The organism is Plantibacter elymi (nom. nud.), assembly GCF_900177795.1.
Lineage (GTDB): Bacteria > Actinomycetota > Actinomycetes > Actinomycetales > Microbacteriaceae > Plantibacter > Plantibacter elymi.
The window spans coordinates 218,978-234,815 of record NZ_FXWJ01000006.1 but is presented as its reverse complement, the minus strand read 5'-3'; the positions used below and the strand labels follow the sequence as shown (position 1 = coordinate 234,815).

General features: G+C 69.6%; 15 protein-coding genes. 10 read left to right on the top strand and 5 right to left on the bottom strand.

Annotation, left to right across the window (positions count from 1 at the left end; translation table 11 throughout):
* The first annotated feature begins 104 nt into the window (after positions 1–104).
* The 6 genes from CCK91_RS18710 to CCK91_RS18685 all read left to right on the top strand — a co-directional run bounded on the left by CCK91_RS18710 (position 105) and on the right by CCK91_RS18685 (position 6,003).
* Positions 105–329 (top strand): hypothetical protein, encoded by a 225-nt coding sequence (locus CCK91_RS18710; protein WP_133060049.1) that lies wholly within the window; start codon positions 105–107, stop codon positions 327–329.
* A 340-nt stretch (positions 330–669) separates the two neighbouring features.
* Positions 670–1,650: a MetQ/NlpA family ABC transporter substrate-binding protein gene (locus CCK91_RS18705; protein WP_086475312.1), complete on the top strand. Its 981-nt coding sequence runs from the start codon at positions 670–672 to the stop codon at positions 1,648–1,650.
* A gap of 100 nt (positions 1,651–1,750) precedes the next feature.
* The gene (locus tag CCK91_RS18700) at positions 1,751–2,971 is read left to right on the top strand and encodes a methionine ABC transporter ATP-binding protein (protein WP_242664621.1); all 1,221 of its coding nucleotides are present in this window, start codon (positions 1,751–1,753) and stop codon (positions 2,969–2,971) included.
* Complete coding sequence (locus CCK91_RS18695; RefSeq protein ID WP_071260563.1) at positions 2,964–3,629, top strand: methionine ABC transporter permease; 666 nt, start codon at positions 2,964–2,966, stop codon at positions 3,627–3,629. The genes CCK91_RS18700 and CCK91_RS18695 overlap by 8 nt, the downstream gene beginning before the upstream one ends.
* Complete coding sequence (locus tag CCK91_RS18690) at positions 3,626–4,807, top strand: acyl-CoA dehydrogenase family protein (protein ID WP_086475311.1); 1,182 nt, start codon at positions 3,626–3,628, stop codon at positions 4,805–4,807. Before CCK91_RS18695 ends, CCK91_RS18690 begins: the two co-directional genes overlap by 4 nt.
* Positions 4,804–6,003, top strand: coding sequence for an acyl-CoA dehydrogenase family protein (locus tag CCK91_RS18685; RefSeq protein ID WP_086475310.1), 1,200 nt, complete (start codon positions 4,804–4,806; stop codon positions 6,001–6,003). The genes CCK91_RS18690 and CCK91_RS18685 overlap by 4 nt, the downstream gene beginning before the upstream one ends.
* 103 nt (positions 6,004–6,106) lie before the next feature.
* On the opposite strand, the gene CCK91_RS18680 is transcribed toward CCK91_RS18685, so the two are convergent.
* The 5 genes from CCK91_RS18680 to CCK91_RS18660 form a co-directional block, all read right to left on the bottom strand.
* A complete protein-coding gene (locus tag CCK91_RS18680) occupies positions 6,107–7,036 on the bottom strand; it encodes a carbohydrate ABC transporter permease (protein WP_079706486.1) in 930 nt (309 codons plus the stop codon).
* On the bottom strand, positions 7,029–7,958 hold the full coding sequence (locus tag CCK91_RS18675; RefSeq protein WP_242664620.1) for a carbohydrate ABC transporter permease: 930 nt from the start codon (positions 7,956–7,958) through the stop codon (positions 7,029–7,031). The genes CCK91_RS18680 and CCK91_RS18675 overlap by 8 nt, the downstream gene beginning before the upstream one ends.
* Before the next feature lie 11 nt (positions 7,959–7,969).
* A complete protein-coding gene (locus CCK91_RS18670; protein ID WP_242664619.1) occupies positions 7,970–9,304 on the bottom strand; it encodes an ABC transporter substrate-binding protein in 1,335 nt (444 codons plus the stop codon).
* A gap of 23 nt (positions 9,305–9,327) precedes the next feature.
* On the bottom strand, positions 9,328–10,560 hold the full coding sequence (locus tag CCK91_RS18665; protein WP_086475308.1) for a Gfo/Idh/MocA family protein: 1,233 nt from the start codon (positions 10,558–10,560) through the stop codon (positions 9,328–9,330).
* A gap of 358 nt (positions 10,561–10,918) precedes the next feature.
* Positions 10,919–11,707: a DeoR/GlpR family DNA-binding transcription regulator gene (locus CCK91_RS18660; protein WP_079706484.1), complete on the bottom strand. Its 789-nt coding sequence runs from the start codon at positions 11,705–11,707 to the stop codon at positions 10,919–10,921.
* 175 nt (positions 11,708–11,882) lie between these two features.
* On the opposite strand from CCK91_RS18660, the gene CCK91_RS18655 reads away from it, so the two are divergent.
* The 4 genes from CCK91_RS18655 to CCK91_RS18640 are packed head-to-tail and all read left to right on the top strand — an operon-like array spanning position 11,883 to position 15,422.
* Positions 11,883–12,767: an SIS domain-containing protein gene (locus tag CCK91_RS18655; RefSeq protein ID WP_086475307.1), complete on the top strand. Its 885-nt coding sequence runs from the start codon at positions 11,883–11,885 to the stop codon at positions 12,765–12,767.
* Complete coding sequence (locus CCK91_RS18650) at positions 12,764–13,642, top strand: ROK family protein (protein ID WP_086475306.1); 879 nt, start codon at positions 12,764–12,766, stop codon at positions 13,640–13,642. Before CCK91_RS18655 ends, CCK91_RS18650 begins: the two co-directional genes overlap by 4 nt.
* Complete coding sequence (locus tag CCK91_RS18645; protein WP_086475305.1) at positions 13,639–14,586, top strand: 1-phosphofructokinase family hexose kinase; 948 nt, start codon at positions 13,639–13,641, stop codon at positions 14,584–14,586. Before CCK91_RS18650 ends, CCK91_RS18645 begins: the two co-directional genes overlap by 4 nt.
* Positions 14,583–15,422: a class II fructose-bisphosphate aldolase gene (locus tag CCK91_RS18640; RefSeq protein WP_086475304.1), complete on the top strand. Its 840-nt coding sequence runs from the start codon at positions 14,583–14,585 to the stop codon at positions 15,420–15,422. Before CCK91_RS18645 ends, CCK91_RS18640 begins: the two co-directional genes overlap by 4 nt.
* Positions 15,423–15,838: the final 416 nt, after the last annotated feature.

The following is a 15,838-nucleotide window of genomic DNA, read 5'->3' as shown; positions in this document are numbered from 1 at the left end:
CGAGGCCGACACTCAGCATTCATGTTCTAGAATATGAGCCTCGCTGTCGCGTGGTACGGACCGTGCTTCGCGCAGCCCTCGCCGTCGACCACAAAGAGGACCCCGTGCCCAGCTCGTCCGCGCGCCAGCCGCGCTCCGCGTCCCCGATCTTCACGACGCTCACCCAGGGGTACGACGCACAGGCGGCGTCTGCTCCGGAGCAGACCCGGCTGACCGGGGCAACGCCCCAGCACGGGTCGCCGATCGCCTCACCCGACTGCCCGATCTTCGATCAGCTCGCGGGCCGACGCCTCGCCCGCCGCCGGAGCAACTTCGTCCACCCCGCCTGAGCCCGCCCTTCGACAAGCTCAGGGACCGGAGTGGGAGCTCAGGGACCGGAAGAGGTGCGCGGGGCACCCGGTCACTGAGCGCCGGATTCGGTCACTGAGCCCCAGCCCCGATCATTGAGCCCCAGCCCCGGTCACTGAGCCTGTCGAAGTGCCACCGGTAGGTGCGGAGCGCCGGTCGACGCGCCGCAGTGTAAGGACGATCGCCCGTCCGCGCAGCGCGGTTACGTTTCATCTCGAACGGTGACGGTCCTCGGTAACCCAACGCGCGTCCCTCCGCGAGCCTCGGGAAACTGGCTCCGTGCACGCACCAGTGCACCCACAGACAGAGCCGAGGACCATCATGAGTGAGCACACGGGACCAGAACCGAGCGAATTGCGGGCGTCGATCGCCTCCGGGAAGCGGAAGCGCCGGAACCTGTTGATCGGCGGTGTCGCGGTCGTCGCCGTCGCCGCGATCGCCGTCGTCGTCTCGGTCGTCGTCGGTGGCCAGAACGGTGCCGCCGACGCGGCGACCGGTTCCGACGCACCCGCTGAGCGCCTCAGCGTGAAGATCGCGGTGTCGGAGGACACGCAGTTCCAGGACGCCGTGAAGGAGGTCGCCGCCGAGAAGGGCCTCGACGTCGAGTGGGTGAACGTGAAGGACTGGGTCCTCCCGAACACCGAACTCGTCGCCGGCACCGTCGACGCGAACGCCTTCCAGCACATCCTCTACCTCTCGGCCTTCAACGCGGAGAACGACGCCGACCTGACGCCGGTGTTCTCGACCGTCATCACGCAGTGGGGCGTCTTCTCGAAGACGCTCACCGACGTCAAGGACCTCGCCGACGGCGCGCGCATCGCGATCCCCGATGACCCGTCCAACGGCGGCCGTGCCCTGAACATCCTGGCTGCGGCCGGACTCATCGAGATCGCAGCGGACGCGGGGAACTTCCCGACCGTCGAGGACGTCACCGCGAACGACAAGAACCTCCAGTTCGTGCCACTGCCCGCGACGAGCATCCCGCAGCAGTTCGACGACCCGTCGCTCGCGGCCGTCGTCGTCGGGACCTCCTACTTCGACCCGAGCCAGGGCATCACGAAGGATGACGCACTCTTCCTCGACGACTCGCTCTCCGAGAAGAACCTGCCCTACGTCAACGTCATCGCCACCCGCGAGGAGGACAAGGACAACCCGGCCTGGAAGATCCTCGAGGACACCTACGCCGACCCGCGCGTCGCCGAGGCGCTCGACGACGAGTTCGCCGGGAACTCGATCCTCGTGAAGGTGCCGGTGAAGGACCTCCGCGACAAGCTCGCCGAGCTCCAAGCCGAAGCCGAGTAGGACGACGGCGGCCGGTCATCGCCTCCCGCGATGATCGGCCGCCACCACGCAGTGGCCGTCCGGGGTCTCCCGGGCGGCACTCCCGCGAGAGGAGCAGGTGATGAACACAGCAATCGTCTTCGAGGACGTCAGTAAGACGTTCGAGGTGAAGGGCCGTGCCTTCGAGGCGCTGCGCCGCGTCGACCTGACGGTCGAGCGGGGTGAGATCTTCGGCATCGTCGGATACTCCGGCGCCGGGAAGTCGACACTCCTGCGCACCGTCAACGCCCTCGAGCGGCCGACGAGCGGGCGGGTGGTCGTCGAGGGCCTCGAGGTCTCCGCGCTCGCCGGGCAGGCGCTCTACGCCGCCCGTCAGCGGATCGGCATGATCTTCCAGCAGTTCAACCTCCTGGAGTCCCGGACCGTCTACAAGAACATCGCCTACCCGCTCAAACTCGCGAAGGTGCCGGACGCCGAGATCCTCGACCGCGTCGAAGAACTGCTCGCGTTCGTCGGACTGAGCGACAAGGCGCTCGCCTACCCGTCGCAACTCTCCGGCGGGCAGAAGCAGCGGGTCGGCATCGCCCGCGCCCTCGCCACGCGCCCCGAGATCCTCATCTCCGACGAGGCGACCAGCGCCCTCGACCCGCAGACGACCGGCGAGGTCCTCGAGCTCCTCCGACGGGTGAACGAGGAGTACGGCGTCACGATCCTGCTCGTCACCCACGAGATCGACGTCATCCGCGAACTCGCCGACCGGGTCGCCGTCATGGAGGACGGCGAGGTGGTGGAGCAGGGCAGTGTGTACGAGGTGTTCTCGGCTCCACGCACCGCGACCGCGCGACGCTTCGTCTCGTCGGTGCTCCACCACATCCCCTCCGACGAGGTGCTCGCGAAGATCCGGGCCGTGCACCACGGCCGTCTGGTCCAGCTGCACGTCGAGGACCGCGACACCAACCACCCGTTCCTCTCGCGGGTCGCCCGAGACAACGACATCGACTTCAACGTGGTGTTCGGCGGCGTCGACGAACTCCAGGGGCGACTGTTCGGCAGTCTCACGGTCGAGCTGCTCGGCCCGGACGACCGCGTCGACGCCGCCATCGCGGGGCTCCGCGCCACGGCGACCGTCACCGCGATCGACCCTGCCCCGACCTCGCGGGCCCCTGAACTCGCGCCGGCCCCTGAGCCTGCGCCGATCCCTGAGCCCACGCCGGTCCCTGAGCCTGCGCCGGTCCCTGAGCCTGCGCCGGTCCCTGAGCCCACGCCGGTCCCTGAGCCTGTCGAAGGGCATGAACCGCTCGCCGCAGACCCCGACTCCCTGAAAGAGCACACCCATGCGTGACTTCGATCCCGACGCGTTCTTCCCGCGTCTCCTCAAGGCCATCGGGGAGACCGGCCTCATGGTCTCCGTCTCCTTCGCCGTCGCGACGGTCATCGGGATCCTGCTGGGCCTCCTGCTCTACGCGAGCCGGCCCGGCAACCTCCTGCAGAACCGCGTCGTGTTCGGCGTCCTGAACTTCATCATCAACGTCATCCGGCCGGTGCCGTTCCTCATCGTCGCGATCGCGCTCATCCCGCTCACTCGGCTCGTGTTCGGCACCGGCCTCGGACCGCTCCCGGCGACGATCCCGCTCATCCTCGTCGCGAGCGTCGCCATCGGGCGCGTCTCCGAGTCGAACCTCGTCGCCGTCTCACCGGGTGCCATCGAGGCCGGCGCGGCCATGGGGGCGAGCCCCGTGCGAGTGCTGTTCACGATCGTCGTGCCCGAGGCGCTCGGCCCACTCATCCTCGGACTGACGTACATCCTCGTCGCCCTCGTCGATGCGACGGCCGTGGCCGGTGTGCTCGGTGGCGGCGGTCTCGGCGACCTCGCCATGACCTACGGCTACCAGCGGTTCGACTGGATCGTCGTCGGACTCGTGGTCGTCACGCTCGTCCTGCTCGTGCAGCTCGCCCAGTTGCTCGGCAACGTGCTGGCGAAGCGGGTGCTGCACCGATGAGCGCCGACGACTTCGACTCGTTCCTCTCCTCCATCCGCGGCGGCGCCGTGTCGCGCGAGACCGACCGGCGCCTCCTGTTCGACGAGGTCGCCGAGCTCAAGCACCTGGGCTTCGCCGCAGCCAGAGTCCCGGTCGCGTCCGGCGGCGGCGGGCTCACGCTCGAGCAGCTGTTCGCGCGACTCATCGCGCTCTCGGCGGCGGACTCGAGCCTCGGGCACGTCTGGCGCGGACACATCCTGTTCGTCGAGGCGCTGCTCGCTTCGCCCGACGCCGCCTATCGGGAGCACTGGTTCGCCCGCCTGAGCGCCGGCGACCTCGTCGGGAACGCGCAGTCGGAGCGGCACGCGACCGCGCACCTCGAGACCGTCCTCGACCGCGACGGCGAGCTCCTCACGGTGACCGGCACGAAGTACTACACGACCGGCAGCATCTACGCCGACTGGATCTACCTGTCCGCGCTCGACGGGACCGACCGCGTCGCGGTGACCGTCTCCGCGCACGATCCAGGCACCCGCTCGGTGGACGATTGGGACGGCTTCGGACAACCGTTGACCGGAAGCGGGACGACCACGTTCGACCGCGTACCGGTGGACCCGCGCGACCTCGTCGTCCACAGCGGCGACGCGGCGGGGTGGCACCGGACGGGCGCTCTCCAACAGCTCATCCTGCTCGGTGTGGTGGCGGGCATCGCGCAACGTGCCCTCGAGGACACCGTCGACTACGTGCGGGCCAGGCGACGGACCGTCGGCCACGCGGGCGAGCACCTGCCACGCGAGGATCCGCTCGTGCAGTCGATCGTGGGCCAGCTGAGCAGCGTCGTGCACACGGCCCGCGCGCTCGTCCTCGCGTCCGCTCGAACCTTGGAGGAGCCGACCACCGATCCCGACGGCGCGCGTTCGGCCCTCCTGGAGGTCTTCCGCGTCCAGCAGGTCGTCCTCCCGCTCGTCCTCGACGCACTCAGTCGGCTGTTCGAGGTCGGTGGCGCCTCCGCCGTCGGCCGGTCGACCGCACTGGACCGGCACTGGCGGAACGTCCGGACGATCGCCTCCCACAATCCCGCCGTGCAGCGTTCGGCGGCACTCGGACAGTTCGAACTCAACGGCACCCTGCCCGAGTGGCAGGCTCCGGGCGCGCGGCCCGAGACCGAGCCCGTTCCGGCGGATGGAGAGCAGGCATGAGCGAGACGGCGACGATCGACCGGGACCTGGCGCAGCGCTTCGCACCGCTCTTCGACGAGCTCGGGCGGGACGCCGTCGAACGGGAGCGCGAGCGCCGGCTGCCGTATGCCGAGGTGGAATCGCTGCGTGAAGCGGGCTTCACCCGCGTGACGCTGCCGCGACGATACGGCGGCGAGGACGCCACGCACGGCGAGCTGTTCGAGCTGCTCGCCGAGCTGGCCAGACGCGACCCGAACCTCGCGCAGCTGTTCCGCTCCCACTTCTCCTACATCGACCGCACCCTGCACGCGCCGGCGTCAGCAGACCGCGAGGCGCGCCTGGCCCGGCTTGCCGACGGAGCCATCGTCGGCAACGCGAGCCACGAGCGGTCGACCGCGAAGGTGGGCTCCCTCGCCACCCGGCTCACCGAGACGCCGGGCGGTCTCCGACTGAACGGGACCAAGTTCTACAGCACGGGCACCCTGTTCGCCGACCTCGTCGGGGTCGCCGCCGAACAGGACGGCGAGTTCGTCTCGGTGCTCGTGGAGACGGACGCCGCGGGTGTCGATCGCATCGACGACTGGACCGGGTTCGGACAACGACTGACGGGCAGTGGCACCACCGTCTTCACGGAGGTCGCCGTCGACGCGTCGGCGGTGACCCGGCGCGAGCCGGAACGCCCCTCGCACGGCGGCGCGTTCGTCCAGTTGGTCCTGCTGGCGGCGGTGACGGGCATCGGCCGCGCCATCGTCGACGACGCCGGCGCGTTCGTCCGCGCGCGGACCAGGACGTACAGCCACGGTGCGGCGTCGACCGCCCAGGCCGACCCGATCGTGCAGGAGGTCGTCGGCGAGCTGTCGGCGAAGTCGTTCGCCGCCGACGCCGCCCTGGCCGCCGCGACGACCGCGCTGGGGCGTTCGAGCGCGGCGATCCACGGTGCCGACCCGGACCTCGTCCAGGAACGGATCGCCGCCGTCGAGCTCGCGACGGCGCGCGCCCAGCTGGTGATCCTGCCCGCCGTGCTCGACGCCGCGACCGCCCTGTTCGACGTGGGCGGCGCGAGCGCTGTCGAGACGCACCGGGCGCTCGACCGGCACTGGCGGAACGCCCGCACGATCGCTTCGCACAACCCGTCCCGCTTCAAGGCCAGGGCGATCGGCGACCACGTCGTGAACGGGACACCGATCGCCTCCTGGTGGAGCACCGGCGAGGCCTGACGCCCCGCTCCCCTCGGTCCCTGAGCTTGTCGAAGGGCAACCCGGTCCCGCCCTTCGACAGGCTCAGGAACCACCCTTCGACAAGCTCAGGGACCGGGGCAACCTACTTCAGCCCGGAGAACGCCAGCCCGTCGATCACCCTGCGCTGGAGCACGATGAACAGGATGAGTACCGGTGCCATCGCGAGGATCGACGCGGCCATCATCACCGGGTAGTCGGTCGTCTTGTCGCTCGAGAGCGTCGCGAGACCGGCGGCGAGCGGCATCGAGTTGGCGTATGTGGACACCACGAGCGGCCAGAGCAGTTCGTTCCACGACCACAGCACGGTCGTGATCGCGAGGACGCTGATGCTGGGCCTCGCGAGCGGCAGCATGATCTTCCAGAAGATCTGGAACGGCCCGGCGCCGTCGATCCGCGCCGCCTCCTCGAGCTCGGTCGGCAGGTTCAGGAACGCCGTCCGCATGAGGAAGGTGCCGAACGCGCTGAACAGGCCGGGTGCGACGATGCCGAGCGTGGTGTTCAGCCAGCCGAAGCCCTGCACGATCTGGTACTGCGAGATGAGGTACGCCTGCGACGGCACCATGAGGATCGACAGCGTCACGGCGAGCAGCACCGCGCGCCCGCGGAACCGCATCCGCGCGAACGCGTACCCCGCCATGGTGCAGAGGACGATCTGCGCGAGCGTCCTGATCACGGTGATGACGATCGACGTGCGCAGCTGATCGAGGAAGGGGAGGCGCTCGAACACCGCGGCGTAGTTCTGCCACTGCAGTTCGGCCGGCCAGAACGTGGGGACCACGCTCTGCACCTCCGCGTTCGTCGACAGCGACATGATGATCTGCCAGATGAACGGGAACGCCATGATGAGGCCACCGACGCCCAGCACGATGTGGGCGACGACGTGCGACCCGCGCCGCTGGCCGGGCCGACCGGCCTCGCGGCGTCGCGCGGACGCGGCGGAGGGGCGACCCGAACCCGGAACGGTGACGGCACGGGTGGTGAGCGGTGCTGTGGCCGTGAGTTGCTCAGTCATTGTTCACCCATCGTTTCTGGAGCCGGAACTGGAGGAGCGTCACGAGTCCGATGATCAGGAAGATCACGATCGCGATCGCCGCCGCGTACCCCTTGTCGTTCTGGACGAAGCCCTGGTCGTAGAAGAAGTAGACGAGCGACATGCTCTTCGGGAGCACCGGGTTGGTGCTGCCGAGGATCGCGTACAGCAGGTCGAAGAGCTGGAAGCTCGAGATGACCGTGATGATCGTGACGAAGAAGATGCTCGGGGTGAGCAGCGGCACGGTGATCGAGCGGAACTGCCGCCACCGGGTGGCGCCGTCGAGCTCCGCCGCCTCGTACAGCTCCGGCGCGATGTTCTTGAGTCCGGACGCCAGGATGATCATCGAGAAGCCGAGCGACGACCAGAGACCGACGATCGCCACGGCGAACATCGCGGTGCCCGGCGTGCTGATCCAGTAGGGGCCGTCGATGCCGACGAGCGACAGCGTGTAGTTGAGGATGCCGAAGTCGCCGTTGAAGATGATGCGCCAGACGATGGCCACAGCGGTCGGCATCGCGACGTACGGCAGGAAGAAGAGCACCCGGTAGAAGCTCGCGAACCGCAGGCCGGGGAGGTTCAACAGGCTCGCGAGGTAGACGGCGATCGGGATGCCGAGGAGCACCACCGCCGTGTAGATCAGCGTGTTGCCGAGGGAGGCGTAGAGCCGCGGGTCGGCGAACAACCGGACGTAGTTCTCGACGCCCGTGAAGGTGGTTCCGCCGAAGACGCCCCACTCGGTGAACGAGTAGTAGGCGGTCTGGATCATCGGCCAGATGAAGAAGACGCCGATGCCGGTGAGGAGCGGGAGGACGAAGACCCACGGCCAGGCACCCTCGCCGCGGGCGGCACCCCGCCGGGCCGCTCTCGGTGAGGAGAGCGGCGCCGACGGGGTGCGCAGCACGGTCTGACCGGTCACTTCTTGGCCAGCGCTGCGTTCATCTGCTCGGCGATGTCCTTCGCCACGTCGGCGACGGGCTTGTCGCCGCTGAACGCGTCGGGCAGGAGCTCGACCTCGAGCGCGTTCCACGCGGCGGTGTTCTCCGACACCGGCAGCGGCTTGGCGTAGTCGAGCGCGTCGAGGAAGACCTGCAGGTTCATCGTCGGGTAGGAGTCGACGAAGGACTGCTGCGTGCCGGTGAAGGCGGGGATGACGGCGCCGAGGTCGCCCTGCTGCTGCTGGGCCTCCTCGCTCGCCAGGAAGACCTGCAGCGCCTGTGCGGCCTGCTTGTTCTTGCTCGCCGCAGCGACGACGTTCGAGACACCGTGGATGACCGTCGCCTGCTCCTTGCCGGTGGGCAGTGGGAAGGCCTGCGTGGTGGCGGCGACGTCGGACTCACCGATGAGGGGTCGCAGCCAGCTGCCGCCCCAGTACATCGCGACCTTGCCCGAGGTGAACCACTGGTCGGCCGGCGTGTCCGTCAGCTGTTGCATGCTGGGCGAGGAGCCGTTCGCGATGAGGTCGGTCCAGAACTGGAGCCCTTCCTGGGCCTCGGGGCTGTCGTACTCCGACTCGGTCTGGTCGGCGTTGATGACCTCGCCGCCGGCCTGCAGGATCGTGTTGTAGTAGGTGGTCTGGCCGTCCATACCGCCGGCCGCGCCGTAGACGCCCTGGTCCTTGAGGTTCGTCGAGATCGCCTGCGCGGCGGTGTCGAAGTCGTCCCAGGTCCAGTCGTCGGCGGGCAGGGCGACGCCGGCCTGCTCGAAGAGCGCCGTGTTGACCCAGACGCCGACGGTGTCGAAGTCCTTCGGCACGCCGTACTGGGTGTCGTCGAGCGAGTACAGCTCGTTCAGCGCCTCGGGGTAGTTCTTCGGGTCGATGTCGCCCGCCTTCACGGCGCCGGTGATCGGCTCGATCTTGCCGTTCGCCGCGTAGACCTGGAAGTTCGGCCCGTTCAACCAGAAGAGGTCGGGCAGGGTGTCGCTCGAGGCCTGCGTCTGGAGCTTCGACCAGTACGAGGCCCAGGGCGTGACGTTCACGTTGACGGTGATGTCGGGGTAGACCTTGTTGAAGGCCTCGATGTTGGCGTCGATCGCCTCGACCTGGGCCTGATCCCAGACGCCGTAGGTGATCTCGGCCTTGAGGTCCTTCGGGGCGGCGGCGTACTCGCCACCGGTGGCGCCCCCGCCCCCGGTGCTGCAGCCAGCGGTGAGCGCGGCGGCGGCGAGGAGGCCGATGCCGCTGAGAATGGCACGGCGGCGGCTGCGACCACCGGGTGCGGTGTTGCGGTTCATGAACGGCGAAGGCATGACTGGAGTCCTTTCGAGGTGCGCTACCGGGCGGCGGCGTCGAGGGAGTGCGGTGCGGTACTGGCGGTGAGGGAGGAGAAGTACTCGACGAGTGCGGGGTCGAGTGGCGGGACGTCGAGCGGGATCGAACCGTTGCGGAGGGAGTGCGCGGCAAGCGCTCCGGCGGCGACGGCCTGGCGCGCGGCGACCGGCGACAAGGTGGTGGGGGTGCCGTCGGCGACGAAGGCGAGGAACTCGTTCATCGTGTCGAGGTCGGCGTCGGCGTGGCCCTCCTCGACGCCCGCGATCGGGTACTCGACGTCGCCCTCGGTGCTCCAGGTGCGACGACGGTTCCAGACCTTGACGGTGCCGCCCGCGGTGTCGCCGACGTTCTCGAGCCGGCCGTGCGTCCCGATGACGGTGTAGTTCCGCCAGTAGTCGGGCGTGAAGTGGCACTGCTCGTAACTGGCGGTGATCCCGTGCTCGAGGGTCATGAGCATCATCGAGACGTCCTCGACGTCGACCACAGGGTTGAGTCCGCGCTGCGCCTCGGGCGGCCAGTTGTCGTACGAGAACCAGTCGGCCATGGTCTGGCCGCTGCGGTCCTCGTGGTCGTCGATGTCGCCGTACACCGCGAGGTCGCCCATCGCGACGACGCGCTGCGTGTACGCGCCGGCGAGGAAGTGGACGACGTCGATGTCGTGGCTCGCCTTCTGCAGGAGCAGGGTGTTCACGCGCGAGCGGTCGGCGTGCCAGTCCTTGAAGTAGTAGTCGCCGCCGTTGCCGACGAAGTGACGCACCCAGACGGACTTGACCGCGCCGATCTCGCCGCGCTCGATGACCTCGTGCATGAGCCGGACGACGGCCGCATGGCGGAAGTTGTGCCCGACGTAGAGCGGTGTCCGCGACTCGTAGGCGGCCTGGAGGACCGCGTCGGCGTCGTCGAGCGTGATCGCGAGCGGCTTCTCGAGGTAGACGGCAATGCCGGCGCGCAGCAGGTCGACCGCGATCTCCTTGTGGGTCCAGTCGGGCGTCGTCACGATCGCCGCGTCGACACCGCCCTGCGCGATGAGCGCCTCATGGGAGTCGAAGATCTCGATGTCGTCGCCGAACAGCTGCAGTGCCCGACCGCGACCGATCTCGGTGGTGTCGACCGCCGCGACGACCGATGCGGACGTGGGGCTCGTGGCGACGTGTTCGGCGATGTATGCCCGCTGACCGGTGCCGATGACGGCGACCCGGAGGGCTTCGGGGGTGGTGGCTGGTGCAGTGCTCACTCGATCACATCCGCTTCCTTGCGTGAAGTTGATTCATATGATGCCAAAACGATCATGAAATGACAATAGGCGATCACAGCGCTGACGCAAGTGCGGGGCGGCCGATGTGGAGAGGTTTTACCGCACGGAAACATGGGGAGCGGTGTCGCACTTCGACAGGCTCAGTGACCGGAGAGGGCGCCTCAGTGACCGGGAGGACGGCTCAGCGAGGGTGCGGCACTTCGACAGGCTCAGTGACCGGAGAGGGCGGCTCAGTGACCGGGAGGGCGGCTCAATGACCGGGAGGGCGACTCAGTGACCGGAGGGGGCGACTCAGCGACCAGCAGGGGCGACTCGCCGGTCGGCGACCGCGGACGACTCAGGCGGCGATGATGAGCTCGACGCCGGCCGCGGCCAGGGCGTCGGCGAGCGTCGGGTCCACCGGCTGGTCGGTGACGAGCACGTCGATGCGATCGAGCGGGCAGATGCGGGCGAAGGTCGCCTTCGTCATCTTGGTGCTGTCGGCGACCACGATGACCCGCTTCGCGACCTTGACGAACTCCTGGCTCACCGAGGCCTCGCCCTCGTGGAGGGTGGTGGCGCCGAACTGCGCGCTCAGGCCGTCGACGCCCAGGATCGCGACGTCCAAGGCGATCTCGGCGAGCGCCCCCGCCACAAGAGAACCCACGAGTTCGTAGGACTGGCGCCGCGCGACGCCACCCGTCACGACGATCTTCACGTGGGAGCGCACGGACAGTTCGAAGGCGATGTTGAGCGCGTTCGTCACGATCGTGACCGAGGCGTCGCCGTCCGAGCGGACGAGGTGCTCGCTCCGCCCGATCACGCGCGCGACCTCACTCGTGGTGGTGCCGCCGTTGAGTCCGACGGCGTCGCCGACGTTGATCAGGGCGGCCGTGGCCTTCGCGATGGCCATCTTGGCGTCGGCCTGGCGGGCGATCTTGTACTGCAGCGGCAGCTCGTAGCCGGTGCCGAGGGCGGCGGCACCGCCGTGGGTCCGCGTGACGAGTCGCTGCTCGGCGAGCGCCGTCAGGTCGCGACGAGCGGTGGCCGCGGAGATGCCGAGCGCTTCGCCGATCTCCGCGATCGTCACGTTGCCGCGTTCGCTCACGAGCTCGAGCAGGGCGTTGAGTCGCTGTTGCTGCGTCATCTGTCCTGCTTTTCCGGTCGGGTCGGGCGTACTGTGACCATCATATGGGCGCCCAGCTAGCGCCTGTCTGATTGATTCTGACGATTTGCACTGGTATCGATCAGATTCGATCCGGTATGGTTGCGGCAACGCATCGCCACGCTGCGATCGCGTCCCCTCACGTGAAAGGCACGTCATGCCCGAGACCTTCGTCGCCGCCGAACTGGCGTCGCAGCCCGAATCCTGGCGCACCGCCGCCGCCCTCGCGCCGGAGGCCGTCGCCGTGCTGCCGCAGCCGGGCGAGCGCGTCGCGGTGGTCGGGTGCGGCACCAGCTGGTTCATCGCGATGAGCTATGCCGTGTTGCGCGAGCAGGCGGGGCTCGGCATCACGGACGCGTTCGCCGGCTCGGAGTTCCCCGGCGTCCGCGACTACGACCGCATCGTCGCCATCTCGCGCTCCGGCACGACCACGGAGATCGTGCACCTGCTGGAGGCGGTGGGCGACTCGGTCACCACCGTCCTCATCACCGCGGTCGACGACTCCCCCGCGACCATTCCGGCGGCACACGTCATCGCCCTCCCCTTCGCCGACGAGCGTTCCGTGGTCCAGACCCGCTTCGCCACCACGACACTCGCGCTCCTCCGCGGCTCGCTCGGCCACGACGTCGAGGCACTCGCCGTTGAAGCCGAACGGGCGCTGCAGATCCCGATCGACGAGTACCTCGCCGCCGACCAGGTCTCCTTCATCGGACTCGGGCACGCCGTGGGCCTCACCTTCGAGGCCGCGCTCAAGACGCGGGAGGCGGCACAGTTCTGGGCGGAGTCCTACCCCGCCATGGACTACCGCCACGGTCCTATCGCGATCGCGCAGCCCGGCCGACTCGTCTGGTCCCTCGGACCGACGCCCGCCGGCCTGCCGGAAGACGTCGCGGCCACCGGAGCGACCTTCGTGCAGCACGACCTCGACCCCATCGCCGGGCTCGTCGTCGCCCAGCGCTTCGCGGTCGCGTTGGCTGAGGCCCGCGGCCTCGACGCCGACCACCCCCGTTCGCTCACGCGCTCCGTCATCCTGACGCCGTGACCGAGCGGGCGGTCCTCGGCATCGATGTCGGCGGGACCGGGATCAAAGCCGCACTGACGGATGCCGACGGCACGGTCCTCGGGCGCTGGCGCGAGGCGACGCCTTCGGGCGACACCTCGGGTGTCCTGACTCGCGACATCGTCCTCGGACTCGTCGCCGCCGCGAGCCGCGTCGCAGCCCCAGCGGCCGTCGGGGTGGTCGTGCCCGGCGTCGTCGACGAGGAGCACGGCGTCTGCATCCACGCGGTCAACCTCGGTTGGCGCGACCTCGCCTTCCCCGAGCTCCTCCGTCCCGCGCTCGAGGTGCCACTGGCCTTCGGGCAGGACGTCCGCGCCGGGGCGCTGGCGGAAGCGGTCTCGGGCGCTGCAGCCGACGTCACCGGCACGATCGCGTTCGTACCGGTCGGGACCGGTCTGGCCTCGGCACTCGTCATCGACGGCGTCCCCTTCGCCGGCGGCGGCTGGGCCGGCGAGATCGGCCAGCGCGTGATCCAGGACGGCCCGCATCGCGGGCTCCGGGTCGAGGAACTCGCTTCAGCGGGCGGCATCGCACGACGCGCGGGCGCCCGCGACGCGAAGACCGTCGCCGACGCCGTCGCCAGCGGTGACGCCGCCGCCATCGCCATCTGGAACGACGCCGTCGATGCACTCGCCGAGGCCCTCGCCGGCATCACCGTCGTCGCCGCACCTACGGCCATCGTGATCGGCGGTGGGCTCGCCCTCGCCGGAGCCGCCCTCTTCGAACCGCTCGAGCACGGACTCCGCGAGCGGCTTGACGTCGTCCGTGTCCCGCAGCTCCTGCCCGCTCGTCACGGCGACGAGGCGGCCACGGTCGGTGCGGGGATCCTCGCTCGCCGACTGGTGACGGACCGATGACCACCCCTGGTGCGCGTCGCGTCGTGGTCGTGACGCCGAACCCGGCTGTGGACATCACCTACACGGTCGCCGAGCAGCAGCTCGGGGTCACGCAACGCGTCCAGTCCGTCGTCCGGCGTGCCGGCGGGAAGGGCGTGAACGTCGCCCGCGTCCTCGAGTCGCTCAGTGTCCCGACCCTGCAGGTGCTCCCCCTCGGTGGCGCCTCCGGCACCTGGCTCGGAGACGCCCTTGCGGCCGACGACCTCCCCACCCGGGTCGTGGAGCTCCGCGCCGAGACACGCTCGACGGTCGCGGTCGTCGACGGGATCCACCATCCGACCCTCTTCGCCGAAGCCGGCCCGGTCGTGACGCCCGAGGAGTGGACCACCCTCACGACCGAGCTCCGACGCGCCCTCCACGACGCGAGCGCACTCGTCATCTCGGGCTCGCTCCCGCCGGCCACGCCCGACGCCGTCGTCGAAGCCCTCGTCCGAACCGGCCACGACGCCGGCGTCCCCGTGATCGTCGACGTCAGCGGCACGGCGCTCCTCGCCGCGGCCCGCGCCGGTGCGACGATCCTCAAACCCAACCTCGACGAAGCCCTCGAGGCGACGGGCGCGGCCGACCTCGCATCGGCTCGCGCGGCACTCCTCGCACTCGGCGCCCGCGCGGTCGTCATCTCCCGCGGTGCCGACGGCCTCACCGCCGGCGACGCCGATGGCGCCCACGAGGTCCCGGCCGTCCCCGGCGTGAGCGGCAACCCGACCGGCGCCGGCGATGCCGCCACGGCCGGCCTGGTCGCAGCACTCCGCGCGGGAGCCACACTTCCCGAGGCACTCCGCGCGGCGGCGGCCGCAGGTGCGGCGGCCGTGCTCGAACCGATCGCCGGCGCGATCGACCTCGCCGCCTTCCACCGATTCCTCGACGCACCCGCCGCATCCGACCCCATTGGAGCAACCGAATGACCACCGCCCTCGACTTCACCGCGCTCCTCGCCAACGCCTCGGCCTCGAACGCCGGCATCGCGGCGTGCAACGTGGTCCTCCTCGAGCACGCGGAGGCGATCGTCGCCGGCGCCGAGGAGGCCGGGCTGCCGGTCATCCTGCAGATCAGCGAGAACTGCGTGCGGTACCACGGGTCACTCGCCCCCATCACGCTCGCCTCGCTGGCCATCGCCCGTGCCGCGACGGTCCCGGTCCTCGTCCACCTCGACCACGTGGAGTCGGCCGAGCTCGTGCGCGAGGGCGTCGAGCTCGGTGTGGACAGCGTGATGTTCGACGCCTCGACCCTGCCGTACGACGAGAACGTCCGCGCGACGAAGGAGATCGTGGACTTCTGCCATGCGCGCGGTGTGGCCGTCGAAGCCGAACTCGGCGAGGTCGGCGGGAAGGACGGCGTGCACGCTCCGGGTGCGCGCACGGTGCCGTCGGAGGCCGTCGCGTTCGTCGGCGCGACCGGCGTCGACGCCCTGGCCGTGGCCGTCGGCACCTCGCACGCGATGACGAGCCGAGAGGCCGCGGCCGACCACGCGCTGATCGCGCAGCTCCGCCGCGACGTGCCCGTCCCGCTCGTGCTGCACGGCTCCTCCGGGCTCCCCGACGACGAACTCCGCGCGGCGGTCCGTTCCGGGATGACGAAGATCAACCTCTCGACGCACCTCAACGGTTTGTTCACCCGGGCGGTGCGCGACGTCCTCGACGAGCAGCCGAAGCTCGTCGACCCCCGCACCTACGTGCGGGCCGGTCGCAGTGCGGTCGCGGCCGAGACCGCGCGGATCCTGCGCCTCCTTGCGACCGACTGAGCACTCCCAGCAATCCCACAGCAACACGCAACTCTGAGCTGTTAATATATATTGTGTTGGAGTTCTTCCAATGCCTCCACCGGTAACCGATCGTCCCCCGCGATCACCCTCCGGCCTCCCGAGCCCGATATCCCTTCGGGTGCGCGGGAGATACGGCCACCCCTCCCCTAGGTGCGGTGGCCCGAAGCTCTGCGACACCGCCGGTCGATGCCCGGGTCCAATCTCGGGCATCGAACCGCGCAAGCACGGACGCCAGGCTTTCCCAGGTCGTTCTCAGCTTGGTCGCGTATGTTCGTTCCTCGAGTGCCGATGTCACAACCGGCTTCCGTGTGCAGAGTCCACACCTCCACGGATACGCCGATGCTCCCGACACGACACCACCAGCCGTCATCCAGAACGGCGAACAACGATCCTCC

Excerpts from the sequence above, each read along its gene's own strand:
- CCK91_RS18705 (WP_086475312.1), top strand. The coding sequence starts at position 670 with ATGAGTGAGCACACGGGACCAGAACCGAGCGAATTGCGGGCGTCGATC.
- CCK91_RS18700 (WP_242664621.1), top strand. The coding sequence starts at position 1,751 with ATGAACACAGCAATCGTCTTCGAGGACGTCAGTAAGACGTTCGAGGTG.
- CCK91_RS18695 (WP_071260563.1), top strand. The coding sequence starts at position 2,964 with ATGCGTGACTTCGATCCCGACGCGTTCTTCCCGCGTCTCCTCAAGGCC.
- CCK91_RS18690 (WP_086475311.1), top strand. The coding sequence starts at position 3,626 with ATGAGCGCCGACGACTTCGACTCGTTCCTCTCCTCCATCCGCGGCGGC.
- CCK91_RS18685 (WP_086475310.1), top strand. The coding sequence starts at position 4,804 with ATGAGCGAGACGGCGACGATCGACCGGGACCTGGCGCAGCGCTTCGCA.
- CCK91_RS18680 (WP_079706486.1), bottom strand. The coding sequence starts at position 7,036 with ATGACTGAGCAACTCACGGCCACAGCACCGCTCACCACCCGTGCCGTC.
- CCK91_RS18670 (WP_242664619.1), bottom strand. The coding sequence starts at position 9,304 with ATGCCTTCGCCGTTCATGAACCGCAACACCGCACCCGGTGGTCGCAGC.
- CCK91_RS18660 (WP_079706484.1), bottom strand. The coding sequence starts at position 11,707 with ATGACGCAGCAACAGCGACTCAACGCCCTGCTCGAGCTCGTGAGCGAA.
- CCK91_RS18655 (WP_086475307.1), top strand. The coding sequence starts at position 11,883 with ATGCCCGAGACCTTCGTCGCCGCCGAACTGGCGTCGCAGCCCGAATCC.
- CCK91_RS18645 (WP_086475305.1), top strand. The coding sequence starts at position 13,639 with ATGACCACCCCTGGTGCGCGTCGCGTCGTGGTCGTGACGCCGAACCCG.
- CCK91_RS18640 (WP_086475304.1), top strand. The coding sequence starts at position 14,583 with ATGACCACCGCCCTCGACTTCACCGCGCTCCTCGCCAACGCCTCGGCC.